The sequence below is a fragment of the Streptomyces sp. NPDC000878 genome, assembly GCF_053599695.1.
On sequence record NZ_JBSFMT010000007.1, the window covers coordinates 135,039 to 155,317 of the forward strand.

General features: G+C 69.8%; 15 protein-coding genes. 11 read left to right on the forward strand and 4 right to left on the reverse strand.

Annotation, left to right across the window (positions count from 1 at the left end; translation table 11 throughout):
* Positions 1-16: 16 nt before the first annotated feature.
* A complete protein-coding gene (locus tag ACWDR4_RS09405; protein WP_450406035.1) occupies positions 17-1,291 on the forward strand; it encodes a dihydrolipoamide acetyltransferase family protein in 1,275 nt (424 codons plus the stop codon).
* A 145-nt stretch (positions 1,292-1,436) separates the two neighbouring features.
* Positions 1,437-2,879, forward strand: a complete 1,443-nt coding sequence (gene gndA, locus ACWDR4_RS09410; RefSeq protein ID WP_450406038.1) for an NADP-dependent phosphogluconate dehydrogenase — start codon at positions 1,437-1,439, stop codon at positions 2,877-2,879.
* Between the two features lie 82 nt (positions 2,880-2,961).
* On the opposite strand, the gene ACWDR4_RS09415 is transcribed toward gndA, so the two are convergent.
* Complete coding sequence (locus tag ACWDR4_RS09415) at positions 2,962-4,464, reverse strand: cellulose binding domain-containing protein (RefSeq protein WP_450406040.1); 1,503 nt, start codon at positions 4,462-4,464, stop codon at positions 2,962-2,964.
* 298 nt (positions 4,465-4,762) lie between these two features.
* Positions 4,763-6,085, reverse strand: a complete 1,323-nt coding sequence (locus tag ACWDR4_RS09420; RefSeq protein WP_450406042.1) for a radical SAM protein — start codon at positions 6,083-6,085, stop codon at positions 4,763-4,765.
* Positions 6,086-6,234: 149 nt separating this feature from the next.
* Between ACWDR4_RS09420 and ACWDR4_RS09425 the strand changes: the two genes are divergently transcribed.
* The 9 genes from ACWDR4_RS09425 to ACWDR4_RS09465 all read left to right on the forward strand — a co-directional run bounded on the left by ACWDR4_RS09425 (position 6,235) and on the right by ACWDR4_RS09465 (position 17,908).
* Complete coding sequence (locus ACWDR4_RS09425) at positions 6,235-7,479, forward strand: FAD-binding protein (RefSeq protein WP_450406044.1); 1,245 nt, start codon at positions 6,235-6,237, stop codon at positions 7,477-7,479.
* Positions 7,480-7,651: 172 nt separating this feature from the next.
* Positions 7,652-8,887, forward strand: coding sequence for an ROK family protein (locus tag ACWDR4_RS09430; RefSeq protein ID WP_450406213.1), 1,236 nt, complete (start codon positions 7,652-7,654; stop codon positions 8,885-8,887).
* Positions 8,888-9,130: 243 nt separating this feature from the next.
* Positions 9,131-10,393, forward strand: a complete 1,263-nt coding sequence (locus tag ACWDR4_RS09435; protein ID WP_450406047.1) for an ABC transporter substrate-binding protein — start codon at positions 9,131-9,133, stop codon at positions 10,391-10,393.
* Between the two features lie 20 nt (positions 10,394-10,413).
* The gene (locus ACWDR4_RS09440) at positions 10,414-11,379 is read left to right on the forward strand and encodes a carbohydrate ABC transporter permease (protein ID WP_450406049.1); all 966 of its coding nucleotides are present in this window, start codon (positions 10,414-10,416) and stop codon (positions 11,377-11,379) included.
* A complete protein-coding gene (locus ACWDR4_RS09445; protein WP_450406051.1) occupies positions 11,376-12,272 on the forward strand; it encodes a carbohydrate ABC transporter permease in 897 nt (298 codons plus the stop codon). Before ACWDR4_RS09440 ends, ACWDR4_RS09445 begins: the two co-directional genes overlap by 4 nt.
* 29 nt (positions 12,273-12,301) lie before the next feature.
* Positions 12,302-15,199: a glycoside hydrolase family 2 TIM barrel-domain containing protein gene (locus tag ACWDR4_RS09450; protein ID WP_450406053.1), complete on the forward strand. Its 2,898-nt coding sequence runs from the start codon at positions 12,302-12,304 to the stop codon at positions 15,197-15,199.
* An 82-nt stretch (positions 15,200-15,281) separates the two neighbouring features.
* Positions 15,282-16,298, forward strand: coding sequence for an ABC transporter ATP-binding protein (locus ACWDR4_RS09455; RefSeq protein WP_450406055.1), 1,017 nt, complete (start codon positions 15,282-15,284; stop codon positions 16,296-16,298).
* Between the two features lies 1 nt (position 16,299).
* On the forward strand, positions 16,300-17,103 hold the full coding sequence (locus tag ACWDR4_RS09460) for an ABC transporter permease (RefSeq protein WP_450406058.1): 804 nt from the start codon (positions 16,300-16,302) through the stop codon (positions 17,101-17,103).
* A 4-nt stretch (positions 17,104-17,107) separates the two neighbouring features.
* A complete protein-coding gene (locus tag ACWDR4_RS09465) occupies positions 17,108-17,908 on the forward strand; it encodes an ABC transporter permease (protein ID WP_450406061.1) in 801 nt (266 codons plus the stop codon).
* A gap of 36 nt (positions 17,909-17,944) precedes the next feature.
* On the opposite strand, the gene ACWDR4_RS09470 is transcribed toward ACWDR4_RS09465, so the two are convergent.
* Positions 17,945-18,472 carry a hypothetical protein gene (locus ACWDR4_RS09470; RefSeq protein ID WP_450406064.1) on the reverse strand — a complete coding sequence of 176 codons (528 nt, stop codon included), beginning with the start codon at positions 18,470-18,472 and terminating at the stop codon, positions 17,945-17,947.
* Positions 18,454-20,166 carry a PHP domain-containing protein gene (locus ACWDR4_RS09475; RefSeq protein ID WP_450406066.1) on the reverse strand — a complete coding sequence of 571 codons (1,713 nt, stop codon included), beginning with the start codon at positions 20,164-20,166 and terminating at the stop codon, positions 18,454-18,456. Before ACWDR4_RS09475 ends, ACWDR4_RS09470 begins: the two co-directional genes overlap by 19 nt.
* Positions 20,167-20,279 lie beyond the last annotated feature (113 nt).

The following is a 20,279-nucleotide window of genomic DNA, read 5'->3' on the forward strand; positions in this document are numbered from 1 at the left end:
GGAGGAGCAGGTCACCGTGTCGAAAGAGCAAGTTTTCCTGCTGCCCGATGTCGGCGAGGGCCTCACCGAGGCCGAGATCCTCCAGTGGGCGGTGCGGGTGGGCGACTCCGTGGAGATCAACCAGATCCTCGTCGAGGTGGAAACGGCCAAAGCCGCCGTCGAACTCCCTTCTCCGTACGCGGGTGTTGTGGGGACACTGCATGCGCGGGACGGGGAGACCCTGCCCGTGGGCAAACCCCTCATCACCATCCTCAGTGAGGTCAGCGGCGCTCCCGACGCGACGGAACCGGGTCCCGACAGGGAGGCACTGCTGGTGGGGTACGGCCCTCAGGAGGGCAGCGGTCGCCGCAGACGCCGTCGGCCCGCCGTCCCGGAGGCGCCAACCCCCGTCCAGACACTGGCCACAGAGCGGACAGCGGCCAAGCCCCCCGTCCGCAAACTCGCCAAGGACCTGGGGGTCGACATCACCACCGTCACCCCCACAGGCCGTGCGGGCACCGTCACCCGCGACGACGTACGCCGGGCAGCGGAGGTCGCGCCCGTGGCGGCGGAAGCTCCGAAGCCCGGGACCCCGGAGGCCGCGGCCGAGACCCGTATCCCGATTCGAGGCGTCCGCAAGCACACCGCTGCCGCCATGGTCGCTTCCGCGTTCACGGCACCCCATGTCACCGAGTTCATGACGGTCGACATCACGGCGACCATGCGGCTCCGTGACACGGTGGCCGCCCGCCGCGAGTTCCGTGATCTGCGCGTCACGCCGCTGCTGTTCGTGGCCCGGGCACTCCTGTTGGCCCTTCGCAACACCCCTGAGGCGAACGCCAGTTGGGACGAGCCGGCGCAGGAGATCGTGCTCAAGCACTACGTCAACCTGGGCATCGCCGCCGCGACCGGGCGGGGGCTCATCGTCCCCAACATCAAGCACGCCGACCGGATGTCGCTGCGTGAACTCGCCGAGGCACTCGCCGCGCTCACCAGCACAGCCCGTGACGGCAGGACAACACCCCAGTCGATGATGGACGGGACCATCACCATCACGAACGTCGGCGTGTTCGGTGTGGACACCGGAACGCCGATCCTGAACCCGGGTGAGGCGGCCATCCTCGCCGTGGGCGCCATCCGCCGTACGCCCTGGGTCGTGACCGACGCGTCGGGGGCCGAGAAGATCGAGCCGCGGTGGGTCACTCAGCTCGCACTGTCCTTCGACCATCGGCTCGTCGACGGCCAGCAGGGCTCCCAGCTACTGGCCGACCTGGCCGCCTTCCTGCACGACCCCGCGCTGGCGATGCTCTGAGCGGAGAAGGAGTGCGAGGAGAAGGAGTGAGAGGACAACGGCTGAACTGCTGAACAACTGGGCCCCCGCCACGCGTACCTGATCACGGCGGCAGCTTGGGCCGCCGAGGACGGTGGACGGCACCTCCAGAGCGAAGGAGCACACCATGAAGGCGACCGCGCAGATCGGCGTCACCGGCCTGGCGGTGATGGGCCGGAATCTGGCCCGGAACTTCGCCCGGCACGGTTACACCGTGGCCCTCCACAATCGGACCCCCGCCAGGACCAAGGCGCTGGTCGAGGAGTTCGGGCACGAGGGCGAGTTCGTGCCCGCCGAGACGGCCGAGCAGTTCGTGGCGGCCCTGGAGCGCCCACGACGGCTCATGATCATGGTGCAGGCCGGGGCGGCCACCGATGCGGTGATCGACGAGTTCGCCGCCCTCCTGGAACCCGGCGACATGATCATCGACGGTGGCAACGCCCACTTCTCCGACACCCGCCGCCGGGAACGGGCGCTGCGCGGGCTCGGTATCCACTTCGTGGGTGTGGGTGTCTCCGGCGGTGAGGAGGGCGCGCTGAACGGGCCGAGCATCATGCCCGGCGGCTCCGTGGCCTCGTACGCCGCGCTCGGGCCGATGTTCGAGACGATCAGCGCCAAGGTGGACGGCGAGCCCTGTGTCACCCATGTCGGCACGGACGGCGCCGGGCACTTCGTGAAGATGGTGCACAACGGCATCGAGTACGCCGACATGCAGCTGATCGCCGAGGCCTACCACCTGCTCCGGCAGGTCGGGGGGTACGAGCCCGCGCGGATCGCCGAGGTGTTCCGGCAGTGGAACAAGGGGCGCCTCGACTCGTATCTGATGGAGATCACCGCCGAGGTGCTCGCCCACACCGACGCCGCCACCGGCAGACCCTTCGTGGACGTGGTGGCCGACTCCGCCGGGCAGAAGGGCACCGGCCGCTGGACCGTACGGACCGCCCTGGACCTCGGTTCGCCGGTCACCGCCATCGCCCAGGCGACCTTCGCCCGCGCCGCCTCCGGCCAGAGCGCCCTGCGGGCCGCGTACCGCGAGCTGCCCGGCGGCACCAGCTGGGACCTCACGTCGTACGAGGCGGAGCGCTTCGCCTGCCTGGTCGAGCACGCGCTGTACGCGTCGAAGCTCATCGCCTACGACCAGGGCTGGAAGATGATCATGGATGCGTCGGCCGAGTACGGCTGGGACATCGACCTCGGGGCGATCGCGCGGATCTGGCGCGGCGGCTGCATCGTCCGGGCCGCCTTCCTCGACCGGGTCCGCGCCGCCTTCGCCGCCGATCCCCGCCGGGTCACCCTGCTCACCGAGGAGGGTTTCGCGGCCGAGATCGCCGACTCCCAGGTCCCCTGGCGCGAGGTCGTCGCCACGGCCGCCCGGCACGGCGTCCCCGTCCCGGCCTTCTCCGCCGCCCTGTCGTACTACGACACCCTGCGCACCGAGCGGCTCCCGGCCGCCCTCACCCAGGGCCAGCGCGACTACTTCGGCGCCCACACCTACCGGCGCACCGACCGCGAGGGCCGCTTCCACACCCTCTGGGAGCGGGCGGACCGGAGCGAGTCCGAGGTCATCTGACCGCTGCCCGCCCCGAAATCGAAAGGTCCGGCCACGCCCGTAGCGACATCGCTCGGCGTGGCCGGACCGGGTGGTACGTGCCTCAGTTCGTGCAGCTGCTGCCGTTCAGGGTGAAGTCGAACGGGGGCGCGTTGGTGCCCTGCCAGCTGGCCAGGAAGCCGAAGGAGACCGTGCCGTCGGCCGCGACCGTTCTGTTGTAGTCGGCGGCCGTGGCCGTGACGCGGGCGCCGTCCTGGGCGAAGCTCGCATCCCACATCTGGCCGACCTGCTGGCCGTTGCGGAAGGACCACGCGATGCGCCAGCCGTCGATGGCCTTCGCGGTGGTGACGCTGATGGTGGCCTGGAAGCCGTCGGGCCACTCGTTGACGAGGTCGTACTCGACCTCGCAGGAGGGCGGTTCGCTCTTGTCGGGGCTCGGCGTCGGCGCCGCGCCGCTCGCGGTGGACGTCGAGGTGCCCTGGGGCTCCGGGTCGGGGTCGGGCCTGTCGGACAGGGTGGGGGACGCGTCCGGGGTCGACGGGTCGGGCGACGTGGACGGCTTGGACGGGGTGGCGCCCGCCGGGACGGTCACCCCGGACGGCAGGCCGCCCGGGTCCACCACGGGGTGCCCGTCGGTCACGCCGCCCTTCGCGGAGACCTCGTTGCCTGAGCCGTCGAAGGGCATCAGCGAGACGGTGAGCGCCAGGGCGGAGACGATGACGGCCGCGACCAGGATCGCCGTACGGCCGATGCGCGGACGGGACTCCCCGATGGTGAGGCCGGTGTCGATGCCCGCTTCCCCGCGTCCGCCGAGCAGGCCGGCCTCGGCGGCGCGGCGGCGCCGTTCCAGGTAGGCGAGTCCGCCCCAGCCGATGACACCGCCGGCGAGCGCGGAGGGCAGTCCGCTGGCCCCGCCGTACAGCCGCAGACAGGCGGCGGCCTCGGCGCACTCCACGCAGGTCGCGAGGTGCCGGGAGAGGTCGTCGGGGATCTCGGCGCCCTGCGAGCGGGAGACCGCGTCGAGCAGGCGGGCGAAGGCGCGGCAGTCGTAGTCCATCGGGCTGTCGACGAGATTGCGCTGGCACCGGTCTCTGAACAGGCCGCGTACCTGGGTGAGTTCCTCGGCGGCGCTGTCGGGGTCGAGGCCGAGCCGGCGGGCGACGACGGGCAGCGGCAGTGACTCCACGTCGGCCAGCCAGAGCAGGGCGGCGTCCGGTTCCTGCATGTCGCGCAGGGCGCGCAGCGCGAGCGGGCGGCGCAGCGGCGGGCCCACGTACCGGGCGGCCTTGTCGGAGTTGAGCCACAGCCGCAGGTCGGGGTCGAGATGGTTGCCGTGCCCGGTCTCCTCCCAGGACGCGGCGGTACTGCGAACTGCCGCCAGGAGCAGGGGTATCCAGGGCAGGCGGGGTATGCGGCGTCCGGTGCTGCGGGCTCCGAAGTCGGCGGCGCGGGCCGCGTGGATACCGTGGGTGAACGCCTCGGCGGCGAGTTCGGTGCCGGCGGACGCACCGGACGTGCAGAGGTCGGCGTACGAGAGGACCGCGTCCCAGCACTCGGAGAACAGCGCTGCTTCGGCCGCGTCCTGAGGGGTCGGCAGATCTGGCATATGGGGGGACTCCAGCATCAACGGCTTGCACACGCCAACGTCAAGGTCAACTGACCCCACGAGCAGGGGAGTTGGGGACCGTTTTGCAAAACGGAGCCCGAGCTTTTCACGTTTCCCGCACAACTGACAAGCGACGTATTCACATGTCGTCACATGTCAACGCGGGCTCGCCGTACGGGAGTCCGGAGTTGCGGGGAACCATGTACGAGCCCCCGGCCCCCCATACGGATCGAGGCGGTGTTCCGTTCAGACTTTCGACCCAGATCTTCGACCCGGATCCCCGACTCAGTTCGTCGACTCAGATGGTCGCCGCCGAATCCCGGGCCGGCAGGCTGTCCATGAAGGAGCTGACGGAGAACACGGCGCGGCCGGGGCCGGGTTCGCCGTAGCCGGGGGGCGAGTCGAGGCCGAAGTCGTCCATCGTCTGGCGATAGGCCTGCAACAGCCGGATGTGGTACTCCAGCGGCGCACCCTGGGGGTTGGCCTTGCCGAGCGGGGTCGTCGGCTCGGGGCACCAGGTGGTGAAGCGGGGCGTGATGCCGTGCGACATGAAGAAGCGCAGGCCCTCGGTGGTCGACTCGATCGCCTCGTCGACCGTCTTGAAGCCGAACGGCTCGGCCATCTCCACGCCCGCCACGAAATTGGGGATGACATTGCGCGCGCCGAAGACGTCCGCCGAGTCGAGGATGCGCTTGTGCCATTCGTCGCGGCCGACGTAGCGCTCCTTGCCGGGGCAGAACATCTTGAAGAGGTACTCGTCCCACACCTCGTAGTTGGGGTGGTAGATCTGGACGCCGTAGTCCTTGAAGCGCTGTACGTCGTCCTTCGGCAGCGCCTGTGCGACGACCTTGCCGATCCAGCGGCCCGGGAAGTGCTCCTCGATGGCCTTGGCGTACATGCCGTAGAAGTCGGCCTCGTCACGGCCCTGGAGCTTGGAGGTGATGGCGCCGCCGGTGAGGGTGTAGGCGGTGGAGGCCTTCGCCGTGTCGTAGCGGTCGATGATCTCCAGGGCTTCCAGGACCTCGTCGACGTCCTTCACGCCCGTGTAGGGCCGCCCGGCCGCCTTGTGCTGGCGCCAGTTGTGGTTGATGTCGCAGTACTGGCACTCCTCCTTGGCGCCGAAGTACTGGCAGACCCGGAAGACGGTCAGGTAGATCAGGTAGCCCCACTGGATGGTGGGGGCGACCTCCATGACGGACTTCCCGTTGGAGAGCTTGTGCTTGTAGTACTCGGGCATCGGCGGCACGCCGACGTCCGAGATCCGCTTCCCGTCGAGGTAGAGCCCGAGCACGCCGTGCTCGTCGGAGGCCACCCGGTAGGGCGATGCCGGGTTCACGCGCACCGACACGACGGTCCGGCGCAGGTCGTACGGGCCGCCGGTGAGGATGATCTCCTCCGGCGGGCGGCGCAGCGCGGCCTCGCCCAGCTCGGGGAGGGTGCCGTGGTCGAAGGAGAAGATGAAGTACGACTTCGGTTTGACGTCGCCGCCCTCATTGTCGCTGAGCGCGGACGGGTCGAAGGCCACACCACCCCTGAGCAGGTCCTCTTTGAAGACGGCCTCGCGCGGTACGTGCGGAAAGCGCTCCATCAGATCCTCGACCAGCGCGGTGCGGCTGCCCATCCCGTGTCTCCTCCAGCTCCGGCGGTAATCCGGCGTTCGACTCCTCACGGTATGCCCCCGCCTGCGTGTCCGTGGCCTCGGGGCCCCTCGGGCATGTCACACACCGCTGCGTGAGAAGGTCGACACATCTGAGCGGAGGGACGGACCCGATGGCCGAGTCGCTGACCAACTGGGCGGGCAACATCATCTACACCCCCAAGGAGCTGCACCGACCGCACACCCCGGCCGCCCTGCGGGCACTCGTCGCGGAGAGCGCGCGGGTGCGGGTGCTGGGCAGCGGGCACTCGTTCAACGAGATCGCCGAGCCGGGCGACGGCGGTGTCCTGCTCTCGCTGGCCGCGCTGCCGCCGGAGATCGACGTCGACACCGCGGCCCGTACGGTCCGGGTCGGGGGCGGGGTCCGGTACGCGGAGCTGGCCCGGGTCGTCCACGGGCGCGGGCTCGCGCTGCACAACATGGCGTCCCTCCCGCACATCTCGGTGGCGGGGTCGGTGGCGACCGGTACGCACGGTTCGGGGGTCGGCAACGGTTCGCTGGCCGCCCCGGTGCGCGAGGTCGAGCTGGTCACGGCGGACGGTTCGACGGTGACGATCGCACGGGGCGAGGACGGCTTCGACGGCGCCGTCACCGCGCTGGGTGCCCTGGGCGTCGTCACCGCCCTCACCCTCGACCTGGAGGCCGACTTCGAGGTCGAGCAGTACGTGTTCACCGAACTGCCCCTGGACGGGCTGGACTTCGAGGCCGTAGCGGGCGCCGCGTACAGCGTGAGTCTGTTCACGGACTGGCGTGGGCCGGGCTTCCGGCAGGTGTGGCTGAAGCGGCGCAGCGACCAGACGCTGCCGGACTTCCCGTGGGCCGCGCCCGCCACCGAGGCGATGCACCCGGTGCCGGGCATGCCGGCCGTGAACTGCACCGAGCAGTTCGGTGTGCCGGGCCCCTGGAACGAGCGACTCCCCCACTTCCGGGCGGAGTTCACCCCGAGCAGCGGCGAGGAACTCCAGTCGGAGTATCTGCTGCCGCGCCCGTACGCCCTCGACGCCCTGCGCTCGCTCGACGCGATCCGGGACGTCGTCGCCCCGGTGCTCCAGGTGTGCGAGGTGCGGACGATCGCCGCCGACGACCAGTGGCTGAGCCCGGCGCACGGGCGGGACAGCGTGGCGTTCCACTTCACCTGGGTCGCGGACACGGAGGCGGTACTGCCCGTCGTACGCCGGGTCGAGACGGCACTGAACCCGTTCGGCCCGCGTCCGCACTGGGGCAAGGTGTTCGCCGTACCGCCGGAGGTCCTGCGCGGACGGTATCCACGCCTGCCGGACTTCACGGCACTGGCCACGTCCCTGGACCCGTCGGCGAAGTTCACGAACGCGTTCGTACGGGAGATGCTCGGCGACTGATCCGGCGGGGGTGCCGCCAAGTGCGGGGAGACTTTCTTCAGCCCCTTTCCTAACCCCTTGTCGAACCTCCCCCACTGCCCATAACCTGGCGCGGCGCCGGTGCCGTCGCGCCCCGGCCTGTCTGCACTGAGGTCTGCACTGAGGTCTGCACGGCGAGGGGGCAAGCCCGGTGGTGAAGCGCACATCACGTGACATCCGCACCGCGAACCGCTACGAGGTGCTGCGCCAGATCATCGCCCACTCTCCTACCTCCCGGCAGGAGCTGGCCGCCGCCGCCGGGCTGAGCCTGGCCACGGTCGCCACGCTCGTCGGTGAGCTGCTCGAGCTGCGGATGATCACGGAGGTCGGGTTCGAGGACTCGGCGGGCGGCCGTCCCCGGGGTCTCGTGGCCGTCAACGCGTCGGGGGGCGCGCTGATCGGCGTCGACATCGCGGAGACGTACGTCCATGTCGAACTGTTCGACCTCGCGCTGAACGTGCTGGCCCGCGCCGACGAGGACATGCGCCCCGGTGAGAGCCTGCCCGAGCAGGTGGTCAGCCATGTGGCCGCCGCCGTCGGCTCGGTGGTCGCGCAGGCCGGTATCGAGGGCGCGCGGGTGCTGGGCGTCGGGGTGAGCGTGCCGGGGCAGGTGGACCGGGACACCGGTGTCTCGGAGTACGCGCCCAACTGGGACTGGCACGACGTGCCGCTGCTCGACCTGCTGTCCGAGGTCATCGCCTACCCGCTCTACCTGGACAATCCGCTGCGCGCCGGAGCGGTCGCCGAGATGTGGTTCGGGGCGGCGCGCGGGCGCGGGGACACGGTGGTGGTCAACCTCGGGACGGGGGTCGGCGCCGGGCTCGCGCTCCAGGGCGGGCTGTACCGGGGGGTGAGCAACAGCGCCGGCGAGTGGGGTCACACCACGCTCGTCCTGGACGGGCGGCTGTGCCGCTGCGGCAACCACGGCTGCGTGGAGGCCTATGTCGGCGCGCCCGGCATCATGCTGAACCTGCGGGAGATCGGCCCGAGCAGCCCACTGCTCCACCCCGACGACCAGACCGCCACCATCGACGCGCTGGCCCGCGCCGTGGACGCGAAGGACCCGGTGGCCCTCAAGGTCGTACGGGAGACGGCCCGCTACATCGGTGCGGGGATCGCGAACCTGGTCAACGTCCTCAACCCGGAAGTGGTCGTGCTCAGCAGCTGGGTCGCCCGCCGGCTCGGCGAGCCGCTGCTGCACGAGGTGCGCGAGGCCGTCGGCCGGCACGCGCTGCCACGCCCGATGGCCGCCACCGAGATCGTCCTCTCCCCCATCCCCACCGATCCGGCGTGCCTGGGCGCGGCGACCTTCGCCCTCGAGGGTGCGCTGTCCTCGGCCACCCAGCGGTCGTCGTCCGCCCGGCGCACCGGCCCGATGCCCCTGAAGTAGGTCCGGGCCGAAGGCCAACCAGCCCTGCGCGAACCGCAGTTGAAGCGGTCCGCGACTTCGTCGTGCCCAGCGCCGACCTCACCGCGTCCGACATCCCGAACACCCGGCAACGTTTCGAACGGGCTTCGTCCAACCCCTTGCCGAAGCCTTAGCCGAAGGTTAACGTCCCGCTCCGCAACCTCATTTGAGCCATCTGGCGCTGAAGCGACAGGGCCGCAGCCGCACTAGAGACAAGGACGTCACATGTCGGCATTGAGCAACAGCAACTGGGACCGCCGGAACGTTCTGCGGGCCGCCATGGGCCTGGCCGCCGCCGGTGGACTCACCGCGTGCGGCGGCAACACGGGCCGCAGCGGCGGGGGTTCGGGCGACGCACTCGTCCAGTACTTCCACGCGTACGGCGAGGCGGGCACCGAGCAGGCCATCAAGAAGTACGCGAAGGCGTACAGCAAGGCCAACGTCACCACGCAGTGGATCACCAGTGCCGACTACGAGAGCAAGCTCTTCGCGACGCTGCTCACCGACAATGCGCCCGACCTCTTCGAGTTCCACCCGCAGATGCAGATGATCACGAGCGGCCAGGTGGCGGACCTGACCGACATCATCACGCCGGTCAAGGACGACTTCAATCCGGCCGACATCAAGTCGCACACGGTGGACGGCAAGATATACGGCGTCCGGATGATCGACGACCCGCAGTTCTTCTTCTACCGCAAGTCGATGCTGGAGCAGGCCAAGGTCGAGGTGCCGACCACGCTCGACGAGCTGGCGGAGGCCGCGGCCAAGCTCACCACCGGCAAGGTCAAGGGCCTGTACATGGGCGACGACCTGCACAGTGTCATCAACCCGATGATCTGGTCGGCTGGCGCCGACACCCTCGACGAGAAGAACCAGATCGCCTACCACACGGACGGCGTCATCGAGGGCATCAAGAAGATGCGCAAGCTGTTCACCAGCGGCGACCTCCTCCTCGGCGCACCGACCGCGTCCTGGGACCCCTCCTCCCTCAACCAGGGCCTGTGCGCCATCCAGTTCTGCGGCATGTGGGCCATGCCGGGGATCCAGGCCGCGCTCGGCGACGACTGGGGGGTCTTCCCCTTCCCGAAGACCATCGACTCGGGCAAGCAGTCGGTCTACAACGGCGGCTGGTCGATGTTCGTCAACGCCAAGGGCGACAACGTCGAGGCGGCCAAGGCGTACGTCAAGTGGCTGTGGCTCGACCAGAAGGAGTACCAGGAGGACTGGGCCACCTCCTACGGCTTCCACATCCCGCCGCGCTCCTCGCTCGCGAAGACGGCGACCAAGCTCAAGTCGGGCAACGCCGCCGAGGGCGTCCGGCTCTTCAACGAGTTCGGGCACTTCGACAACATCGGCTGGACCCAGGCCATGATCACCTCTCTTGAGGACGTCTTCGCCAACAGTGTCCGCAAGGACATGGACCCGGAGGCCGCGCTCGACAAGGCCGACGTGGCCGTCAACCGCGAGCTCAAGAAGCTGTTCGGATAGGCCGCGGGACGGATCACGACATGTCGACGACCGAGACGCGCGACCTCGCGCGCCCCGCCCCGGCGAAGGCCTCACCGGCCAAGCCGCGGCGGGCGCTGCGGGGCAGCCCCACCTTCAACTTCTGGCTTTTCACCGGGCCCTTCCTCATCGGCCTGGCGATCTTCGTCTACGCGCCGATCCTCTGGAGCCTCTGGCTCAGCGTCTTCGAGGCCCGCTTCACCGTCACGCCCGACAAGTTCGTCGGCTTCGAGAACTACGCGTACATGCTGACGAACGAGGACTTCGTCGGCTCGCTCGGCACCTTCACCGCCTTCGCCGCGTTCATCGTGCCCACCACCTGGGCACTCTCGCTGGGCCTGGCCCTGCTGGTGAACCGGCTGCGCTTCATGCGGGCGTTCTTCCGGTCGGTCTTCTTCCTGCCGACCGCGTGCAGTTACGTGGCCGCCTCGCTGATCTGGAAGATGTCCATCTTCACCGGGGTCCGGTTCGGCCTGATGAACACGGTTCTCGGCTGGTTCGGCATCGAGAACATCGCCTGGCTGGTCGACCCCAATCCGCCCTGGTACTGGGTGGTCATCGTCAGCGCACGTCTGTGGCTGCAGTCCGGCTTCTACATGATCCTGTTCATCGCGGCGCTGCAGAACATCCCGGGCGAGCTGTACGAGGCCGCCGCCATCGACGGCGCCAAGCCGGGCTGGCAGACCTTCCGGTACATCACCCTGCCCCAGCTGCGCGCCACGTCCACCGCGGTGGTCCTGCTGCTGCTCATCGCCGCCTACCAGGCCTTCGACGAGTTCTTCAACCTCCTGTCGAAGACCACCTGGGGTCGTCCACCCCTCGTCGAGCTGTACTACAAGGCCCTGGGCGAGAGCCAGGACTACGGCGCCGGCAGCGCGGGCGCGGTCATCCTGACCGTCCTGATCTGTGCCGTGACCCTGCTCCAGGGCAGGTTCATGGGCTTCGGAAGGGGGGAGGAGTCCAAGTGACCACCACCATGCCCGAGGTGCGGGACCCCGCGCCGTCGCCGGACAAGCCCCGCCGCGTCAAACGCGGTGGCGGCGTGATGAGCTCCACCGGGCTCTACATCGCCACCGGGATCGCCGGCTTCTTCTTCCTGGTCCCGTTCTACCTGCTGGTCCGCAACGCCCTCTCCACCGACCTCGAGATCACCGGAGAGAACTGGAAGTTCTTCCCCACCGACATCCAGTGGGGCAACATCAGCGAACTGTTCACGGACGAGACGGTGCCCTTCGCGCGGTCCCTGTGGAACTCGGCGGTCGTGGCCACCCTGCACACCGTCGGCGTCCTGCTGGTGTGCTCCCTCGCGGGCTACGGGCTGGCCCGCATCCCGTACAAGCACGCCAACAAGGTCTTCTACGCCGTTCTGGGCACCCTGATGGTCCCGACGGCGGTCACCTTCGTCCCGAGCTTCGTGCTGGTCTCGTCGCTCGGCTGGGTGGACACCTACCGGGGTCTCATCATCCCGGGCCTGTTCAGTGGTTTCACCTGCTTCCTGTTCCGGCAGTATTTCCTGGGATTCCCCAAGGAGCTGGAGGAGGCGGCGCGAGTGGACGGACTGGGCTACTGGGGTGCGTACTGGCGCATCGTGGTGCCCAACTCGCTGAACTTCTTCGCGGCGATGGCGACCATCACCTTCATCAACGGCTGGAACTCCTTCCTGTGGCCGCTGGTCATCGGTCAGAGTCCGGATTCGTGGACCGTTCAGGTTGCGCTCTCCAACTACATGACCAACCAGACCGTCGTATTCCATATCATCTTCATGGCCACCGCCTTTTCCATCCTGCCCCTGGTGTTCGTGTTCCTCTTCCTCCAGCGCTGGCTGGTCCAGGGGATCGCACAGACCGGCATCAAGGGCTGAGCCGCCCACCGGGCTGAACTAGGAGACCGATGTCTTTCCGCACCACGGCCGCGTCCATCGCGGCGGCGACCGACTACGTCGAGGACGTCTCACCCGGCAGCGGGGCCCTTCCGCCCCGCGCCTGGTACGCGTCCTCGGACGCCGGTTCGCTGTCCCTGAACGGCAGCTGGAGTTTCCGGCTGTCGCCGACCGCCGACGGCGCGGACGACTCGTTCGCCGAGCCGGGGTACGACGCCGGGGACTGGGCCGAGGTGACGGTCCCCGGGCACTGGGTCCTCCAGGGCGACGGGGCCTTCGGTGCCCCGATCTACACCAACCACCTCTATCCGTTCCCGGTGGACCCGCCCCGCGTCCCGACCGAGAACCCGACCGGCGACCACCTGCACGTCTTCGACCTGCCGTCCGACTGGCCCAACCTGTCGGACGGCGGGGCGGTGCTGCGCTTCGACGGCGTCGAGTCCTGCGCCCGGGTGTGGCTGAACGGCACGGAGATCGGCGAGTTCAAGGGCTCGCGGCTGGCGCACGAGTTCGCGGTCGGGCAGTTGCTGAAGCCGAGCGGCAACGTCCTGGCCGTCCGGGTCCACCAGTGGTCGGCGGGCTCGTACCTGGAGGACCAGGACCAGTGGTGGTTGCCGGGCATCTTCCGGGACGTCACTCTGCTGCACCGCCCGGCGGGCAGCGTCCTCGACTTCTTCGTGCACGCCTCGTACGACCACACGGCCGGTACGGGCACGCTCCGCGTCGAGTCCGACGTCGACGGGCGCGTCACCGTGCCCGAGCTGGACATCGATGTCAGGACCGGCGAGCCGGTGACGGTCGCCGTCGAGCCGTGGACCGCCGAGACACCCCGCCTCTACGACGGTGTGCTGGTCACGGCGGGTGAGCGGGTGCCGTTGCGCATCGGCTTCCGGACCGTCGAGCTGGCGGACGGGCTCATCAAGGTCAACGGGAAGGCGATCCTGTTCAAGGGCGTCAACCGGCACGAATGGCACCCCGAGAAGGGGCGCACCCTCGACCTGGAGACCATGCGGGCCGACGTACTGCTGATGAAGCGGCACAACCTGAACGCCGTCCGCACCTCGCACTACCCGCCGCACCCGGCCTTCCTCGACCTGTGCGACGAGTACGGCCTGTGGGTCATCGACGAGTGCGACCTGGAGACCCACGGCTTCACCGAGCAGAACTGGCGCGACAACCCGGTCGACGACGACCGCTGGACCCCGGCCCTCCTGGACCGCGCGTCCCGGATGGTCGAGCGCGACAAGAACCACCCCTCCGTCGTCATCTGGTCGCTGGGCAACGAGGCCGGCACCGGACGCGGGCTGACCGCGATGGCCGAGTGGATCCACGGCCGCGACAGCTCCCGGCTCGTGCACTACGAGGGCGACTGGGACTGCCGCGACACGGACATGTACTCCCGGATGTACGCCGACCACGCGGAGACCGAGCGGATCGGCCAGAGTCTGGACGGCGGCACGCAGAAGCGGCGCCAACTCCCCTTCATCCTCTGCGAGTACGGGCACGCCATGGGCAACGGCCCCGGCGGCATCGCCGACTACCAGCGGATCTTCGAGGCCCACGACCGCATCCAGGGCGGCTTCATCTGGGAGTGGATCGACCACGGCGTCAAGGACGAGCGGTTCGGCTACGCCTACGGCGGCGACTTCGGCGAGGAGCTGCACGACGGCAACTTCGTCTGCGACGGCCTGATCTTCCCGGACCGCACGCCCTCCCCCGGGCTCGTCGAGTACAAGAAGGTCATCGAGCCGGTCCGCATCACGGGCGACGGCACGGACGGGACCGTCCGGATCACCAACGCCTACGACTTCGCCGACCTCTCCGCGCTCACCTTCGTATGGTCGTACGACGTCGACGGCACGGCGGTCGAGACCGGCACCCTGGCCGTGCCCGCCCTCGCCCCCGGCGAGTCGGCCGACGTGAAGCTGCCCGAGCCGCCCGCCGACGCGCGGGGCGGTGCCGAGTCGCTGTGGACGGTACGGGCGCTGCTGGCCGACGAGTCGGCCTGGGGTGAGCGGGGACATCTGGTCGCCTGGGGGCAGTTCCCGGCGTCCGCCCGCCCGTTGCCGACGGTCGCCGCCTCGGCCGCGCCCGTCCTGGCCGACGGGGTCGTCACCCTCGGCCCGGGCACCTTCGACGCCCGCACGGGCGCGCTGACGTCGATCGGGGGCCGCGAGGTCCAGGGTCTGCGCCTGGACGTGTGGCGGGCGCCCACCGACAACGACTTCGGCGCGGCCTGGCAGCCCGACATCCGCTACGGCGTGCTGTGGCGCAAGCTGGGCCTGCACCGGATGCAACACCGCCTGGATTCGGTGGAGTCGGGCGCGGACGCGCTGACCGTACGGACCCGGGTGGCGCCCGCGGCGGCCGAGGTAGGCCTCAACACGGTGTACCGCTGGACGTCCGACGGCGACAAGCTGCAGCTGACCGTGACCGTCGATCCCGAGGGCGACTGGACGCTGCCGCTGCCGAGGCTCGGCATCCGGCTGGGGCTGTCGGCGGCGGACCGGGTCACCTGGTTCGGCGGCGGCCCCGGCGAGGGTTACCCCGACACCGACGCGGCTTCCATCGTGGGCCGTTGGGAGTCCACGGTCGACGACCTCCAGACGCCCTACCTCCGCCCGCAGGAGAACGGCGCCCGGACCGACGTACGTTGGGCGGAGATCGGGGGGCTGCGGGTCGACGGCGACCCGGAGTTCTGGTTCACGGCCCGCCGCTGGACGAGCGAACAGCTCGACGCGGCCGAGCACCTCACGGACCTGACGCCTGGGGACACAGTCTGGGTCAACCTCGACCACGGGCAGCAGGGCATCGGCTCGCAGTCCTGCGGGCCGGGCGCACTTCCGCAGTATCTGCTCCGAGTTCAGCCCGCTGAATTCTCCGTTGTCTTCTCGGCCATCGACGACTGAGTATGTTACCGGTCACACGGCCGTTCGGCTCCCCAGCCGGACGGCCGTGTTCGTGCGTCGCAAGCTCCCGGAGGTTCTCTGAGTGAGTGGTTCCATAGAGGTCCGGGGGCTGTCCCGCACCTTCCACACCACCGTGCGGCGTCCCGGTTTCACCGGGGCCCTGCGCTCCCTCGTCCAGCCGGAACGGGTCGCGAAGGACGCCGTCTCCGACATCACCTTCGACGTGGCGCCGGGTGAACTCCTGGCCCTGCTCGGCCCGAACGGCGCCGGCAAGTCGACGACCATCAAGATGCTCACCGGCATCCTCACCCCCACGTCCGGCGAGGCACGCGTCGCCGGCGTGGTGCCGTACCTGGAGCGCGAGCGCAACGCCCGCAACATCGGGGCGGTGTTCGGCCAGCGCACCCAGCTCTGGTGGGACCTGCCGGTGCGCGAGTCGTTCTCGATCCTCCGGGACATCTACGAGATACCCAAGCCCGAACACGACGTACGGCTGCGGGAGTTCGACGACCTGCTCCAACTCTCCACGTTCTGGGACACCCGCGTACGGCATCTGTCGCTGGGCCAGCGGGTGCGCTGCGACCTGGCGGCGGCGCTGCTGCACGATCCGCCGGTGGTGTTCCTCGACGAACCCACCATCGGCATGGACGTGGTGGTGAAGGAACAGGTGCGGGAGTTCCTGCGGCACCAGGTAGAGGAACGCGGCCGGACGGTCCTCCTCACCACGCACGACATGACGGAGGTCGAGCGGCTCGCCGAGCGGGTCGTCCTCGTCAACCACGGCCGGCTCGTGCTGGACGGCACGCTGGACGAGATCAAGAAGCGGTTCGGCTCGACCTGGCAGGTCCGCGCCACCCTGGCCGACCCGCACGCGGAGGTCGCGGCGCTCCCGGGCATCGAGCTGCTCCGCCGTGAAGGCCCGCAGGTGGTCTTCGGTCCCGACGCCGGTCCGGACGCGCCGACGGTCCACCAGGCGCTCAAACGGGTCATCGAGCGGTACGAGGTGACGGACATCGCCCTCGACGAGGCCGACCTGGAGGACGTGATGCGGGCCGCGTACGTCCACGCCGACGCCCCGGCACCGCACGAGGGCGGCTGACATGGCCGTCCTGCACGCCTGGCGGGCCACCAGGGTCACGCCCCTCGGTGAGCTGCACGCCCCGCCCCGGATGACCGCCGCCCTGGTCCGGCTGACCGTCCAGGTGGTCCTGGTCGCGTCCCTGTGGAACGGCCTGTACCAGCAGACCGGTACGACGGCCGGCCTCGACCGCGAGCAGGCGGTGACGTACGCCGTGATGGCCGTACTCGCCTCCCGGCTACGGGAGTTGGACCAGTACGCGGGCCGCGACACCGTGCTCCAGCACATGCACTTCGGCACGATCGTCTACTGGTACCTGCGCCCGCTGCCGCCCCAGCGCTACTACGCGCTACGGGCGCTCGGCGAGCAACTGTACGGGTTCGCCTGGGCGTTGACCGGGTACGTCCTGTGCCTGGCCGTCGGGGTGGTCGAGCCGCCCGAATCGGCCGCCGTGGCAGGGGTGTTCGCGCTCAGTCTGCTGCTGGGCCAGCTGGTCCTCTACTACGTCATGCTCGTCATCGACCAGCTGTGCTTCTGGACGCTGCGCAACGGCGCCGCGATGCTCATCCTGGTCTTCGCGCAGAACCTGCTGTCCGGGGTGTACGCACCGCTGTGGTTCTTCCCGGACTGGTTCATCACCCTCAGCTCCTTCCTGCCCTTCCAGGCCACGCTGAGCGTGCCGCTGTCGCTGTACGTGGGCCGAGTCCCGCTCTCGGACGCAGCCTTCCAACTCTCCATCCAGGCCTGCTGGATCGTCCTGCTGGCCCTGTTCACCCGGTTCCTGTGGAGCCGGGCCGCCCGCCGCGTGATCTCCCAGGGAGGCTGAGGCCGTGAACGCCGTCCGTATCGCATGGCGCATCACGCGCCTCAACTTCCGCGCCCAGCTGGAGTACCGCTCCGAGTTCCTGCTGATGATCGCGATCGGCGCCGTCTGGCAGGTGTCGGTCATCGTGTTCGCGACGGTGCTGCTGACCCGGTTCACCGGGATGGGCGGCTGGGACAGCTCGGAGGTGCTGCTGATCCCGGCGACCCGGATGCTGGCGCACGGCATCTTCGTGTTGTTCCTCGGGAGGATGCACGGCATCGGCAGGATCATCCAGGAGGGGATGATCGACACCTATCTGGTCCGCCCGATGCCGGTGTACCGCCAGGTCCAGCTGTCCGTGTTCCCCACCAACGCCATCGGCGACCTGACGGTGGCCGTGGGCCTGATGGCCGGCGCGCTGTCCCGGAGCAACCTGGACTGGACAGCGGGCCGGATCTCGTACCTCGTGGCCTGTGTCCTCGGCGGAATGCTCCTGGAGGCGGCCCTGTTCACGGCGGTGGCTTGCGCCTCGCTGCGCTTCCCGGCCGCCGACTACTGGGGCCGCTGGCTGGAGGAACTGCTCGGTACGTTCGGCAGCTACCCCCTCAATGTCCTCCCGAGGGCGGTGAGCGGCCTCCTCACCTTCGGGCTGCCCCTCGCGTTCGTCGCGTACTTCCCGGCAGCGGTACTGACCGGCCACGGCGACGACACGGGCGTGCCGTACTGGCTGGCGGCGGCGTCGCCGTTGCTGGGGTTGGTGGCGTTCCTGGGGGCGCGGTGGCTTTGGCGGTGGAGTTTGGGGCACTACACGGGGGTGAACGGGTGACGCCCACGCCCGTGTAGTGATCTCCTCAGGGATCCCTCAGTGATCCGCGCAGCACGGTGTCGGATCAGGCACCTCGAACGGCACCAGGGTGCCGCCGACCGCGGGCATGGCGGCGAGGACGAGTTCGTCGCCCTGCCACTGCGGGCGTACGTGACCATGTGTCAGCAGGGTTTGCCCTGCGGGTGGTTGGCCCGGGGAGCCCAGTACCGTCACCCGGTCGATCGCGCTCCGGGTCAGCAACTCCCCTACCGTCACCGTGCCGTTGAGTGAATCCGCGCCCGGGTAGATGACCGCGCGGCCCACCGTGTCGGGAACCCCGGGCCGCACCTCGTACCCCCGGGCCGTGAGCCGCTCCTCGGCGGTGCGCAGGAGCGGTTCCGACGGCAGGGTGAACGACAGGGCCACCCGGGGGCGGTCGCCGCGGATCAGGTGGGTGCAGGCGAACGTGCCCTCGGGGAGGGCCAGTTCGACCGCCAGGGCGAGGAGGAGGTGGTCGGCCGCGCGGAGGGCCGACACCGGGGTGTCGGCCCAGAGGGCGTACGGCGTCACGAAGGAAGGACCCATACCGGGTTCGTGTAGAACCAGAGGTCCTTCCACGGGTCCGCGTCACCGACCACGTCGATGGCCGGGCCCGCCGGGTCGACCGCCGCGCCCAGGGCGCCCGGCGCGGATCGGTTGCCGTCGCTGCCGCGCAACCGGACGTACACCGGGCGGTCGACGCGTCCGAGGTCGTACGTGAGGCGGACCGTGCCCGTGGGCTTGTTCACCTCGTACGCCTTGACGACCTTGGCGGAGGGAGCGGTGAACGTGTCGCGGTCCGCCACCGGGCCGGTGACATCGCCCTGGATGACGTCCACCTTCGCCAACTTGGGCAGGAAGCCCGCCCAGTTGGGGCCGCCCGCCGGTGTCACGTCCACCGTCAGCGTGACCTTCGTGCCTCGCTTCACGTGCAGCGCGCCGCCGAGCGTGCTCCACCGGCCGCCGCCCGAGACCCGCACGTCGAGGCCGCTGATCAACTGGCCGTGGTCCACCCAGATACGGCCGGCGCGGATGCCGTCCATGACCGCCGCGTAGGAGAAGCCGTCGGAGCCGACGTGGGTGCGGCTGTACTGGCCGGGCCAGTAGTCGCCCTGGGTGATGTCGATCTGGCCGCCGTAAATCGGGTCCTCGTAGCGGCCGTTGCTCTCGAAGCTGCCGCCGGGGCCGCGTACCGCGGTGTCCGCGTAGACCTGGTGGGAGTCGGAGTTGGCGGTGATCCACCAGGGCTTGCCCTCGGCGATCAGGCTGTCCCAGAGGCCGCCGACGGTGGCGGTCATCCAGTCGAAGCCGCCCCAAGTGCGGTAGCTCTCCAGCGGATAGCCCGCGAAGGAGTTGGCGCTGGGATTGTTGTCGTAGATGCCCCGGGCGCGGCCCGGGCCGAGCGGGGCGGGCAGACCGGCGGCCTGGTGGCCGGGTGCGCCCTCGAAGCCGACGGCGATCTGGTGGCTCGCCGGGCTCGCGTCGCGCCAGGCGCGGATCTCGTGCGGGGAGTCGACACCGCGCCGCGCCGGGTGGTTGGCGAGCATCAGCGCGTCCTTGACCTTGCGCCGCCTGACCTGGTCGGAGAGGAAGGCGAGGCCCGCGACGGCGAGCGCCTCGTTGGCGGGCGTGGAGTCGGAGGCGTTCTTCACGCTGCCGTCGTAGTCGGTCTCGAACTGCTTGAGGACGGAGACCTCGTTGGTGCCGGGGTGCACGAACACCGTGGCGTGCTCGGCGCCCGGGATGTTCCACTCCAGGCCCTGGAAGACGAGGGTGTCCTCGTACGCGGCGCGGGCCGCCCTGATGTCCGGGTTGACCTTGTCCACACCGATCTTGGCGTGCGTGGTGGAGCCGTGGTCGGTGATGACGAGCCAGTCCATGCCGTGCCTGGCGCCCTGGCGGACCTGGTCGACGACGCGGTACTTGCCGTCGCTGCTGTACTGCGTGTGGATGTGGTGGTCTCCGGTCAGCCACAGGAAGCCGCCTCTTCGGCGGGTGTTGGTCGAGGCGTACGCCGGAGCGGCGGCCGTCGGGGCGACGACGCTCGCGGCGGCGAGGCCCGCGCCGAGCAACCCGGCCCCGCGCAACAGCGTGCGGCGCGACCGCTGTTCGGGGTTCAGGGCCTCGTCGGGCACGGAGGTGTCGAGGGCGGCGGGCAGCGCCGTACCGTCCTCGGGACCGTGTGCGTGATGGTGGTGATGATTGCCGTGTCCGTGTCCGTGCGAGTGCCCGTGGCCCATGGCTGCGTCTCCTCAGTCACGCGGCGCCCGTCGTACGCCGCCTGAGGAGAATCCGTGCGAAACATGAACCTTGCCCAACGGGCGGGTGAGCGCGGGACGACCCGGACACGGCG

What these genes read in the sequence shown, in the direction of transcription:
- gndA (WP_450406038.1), top strand. Translation starts at nt 1,437, where the DNA reads ATGAAGGCGACCGCGCAGATCGGCGTCACCGGCCTGGCGGTGATGGGC.
- ACWDR4_RS09415 (WP_450406040.1), bottom strand. Translation starts at nt 4,464, where the DNA reads ATGCCAGATCTGCCGACCCCTCAGGACGCGGCCGAAGCAGCGCTGTTC.
- ACWDR4_RS09420 (WP_450406042.1), bottom strand. Translation starts at nt 6,085, where the DNA reads ATGGGCAGCCGCACCGCGCTGGTCGAGGATCTGATGGAGCGCTTTCCG.
- ACWDR4_RS09425 (WP_450406044.1), top strand. Translation starts at nt 6,235, where the DNA reads ATGGCCGAGTCGCTGACCAACTGGGCGGGCAACATCATCTACACCCCC.
- ACWDR4_RS09435 (WP_450406047.1), top strand. Translation starts at nt 9,131, where the DNA reads ATGTCGGCATTGAGCAACAGCAACTGGGACCGCCGGAACGTTCTGCGG.
- ACWDR4_RS09440 (WP_450406049.1), top strand. Translation starts at nt 10,414, where the DNA reads ATGTCGACGACCGAGACGCGCGACCTCGCGCGCCCCGCCCCGGCGAAG.
- ACWDR4_RS09450 (WP_450406053.1), top strand. Translation starts at nt 12,302, where the DNA reads ATGTCTTTCCGCACCACGGCCGCGTCCATCGCGGCGGCGACCGACTAC.
- ACWDR4_RS09460 (WP_450406058.1), top strand. Translation starts at nt 16,300, where the DNA reads ATGGCCGTCCTGCACGCCTGGCGGGCCACCAGGGTCACGCCCCTCGGT.
- ACWDR4_RS09470 (WP_450406064.1), bottom strand. Translation starts at nt 18,472, where the DNA reads ATGGGTCCTTCCTTCGTGACGCCGTACGCCCTCTGGGCCGACACCCCG.
- ACWDR4_RS09475 (WP_450406066.1), bottom strand. Translation starts at nt 20,166, where the DNA reads ATGGGCCACGGGCACTCGCACGGACACGGACACGGCAATCATCACCAC.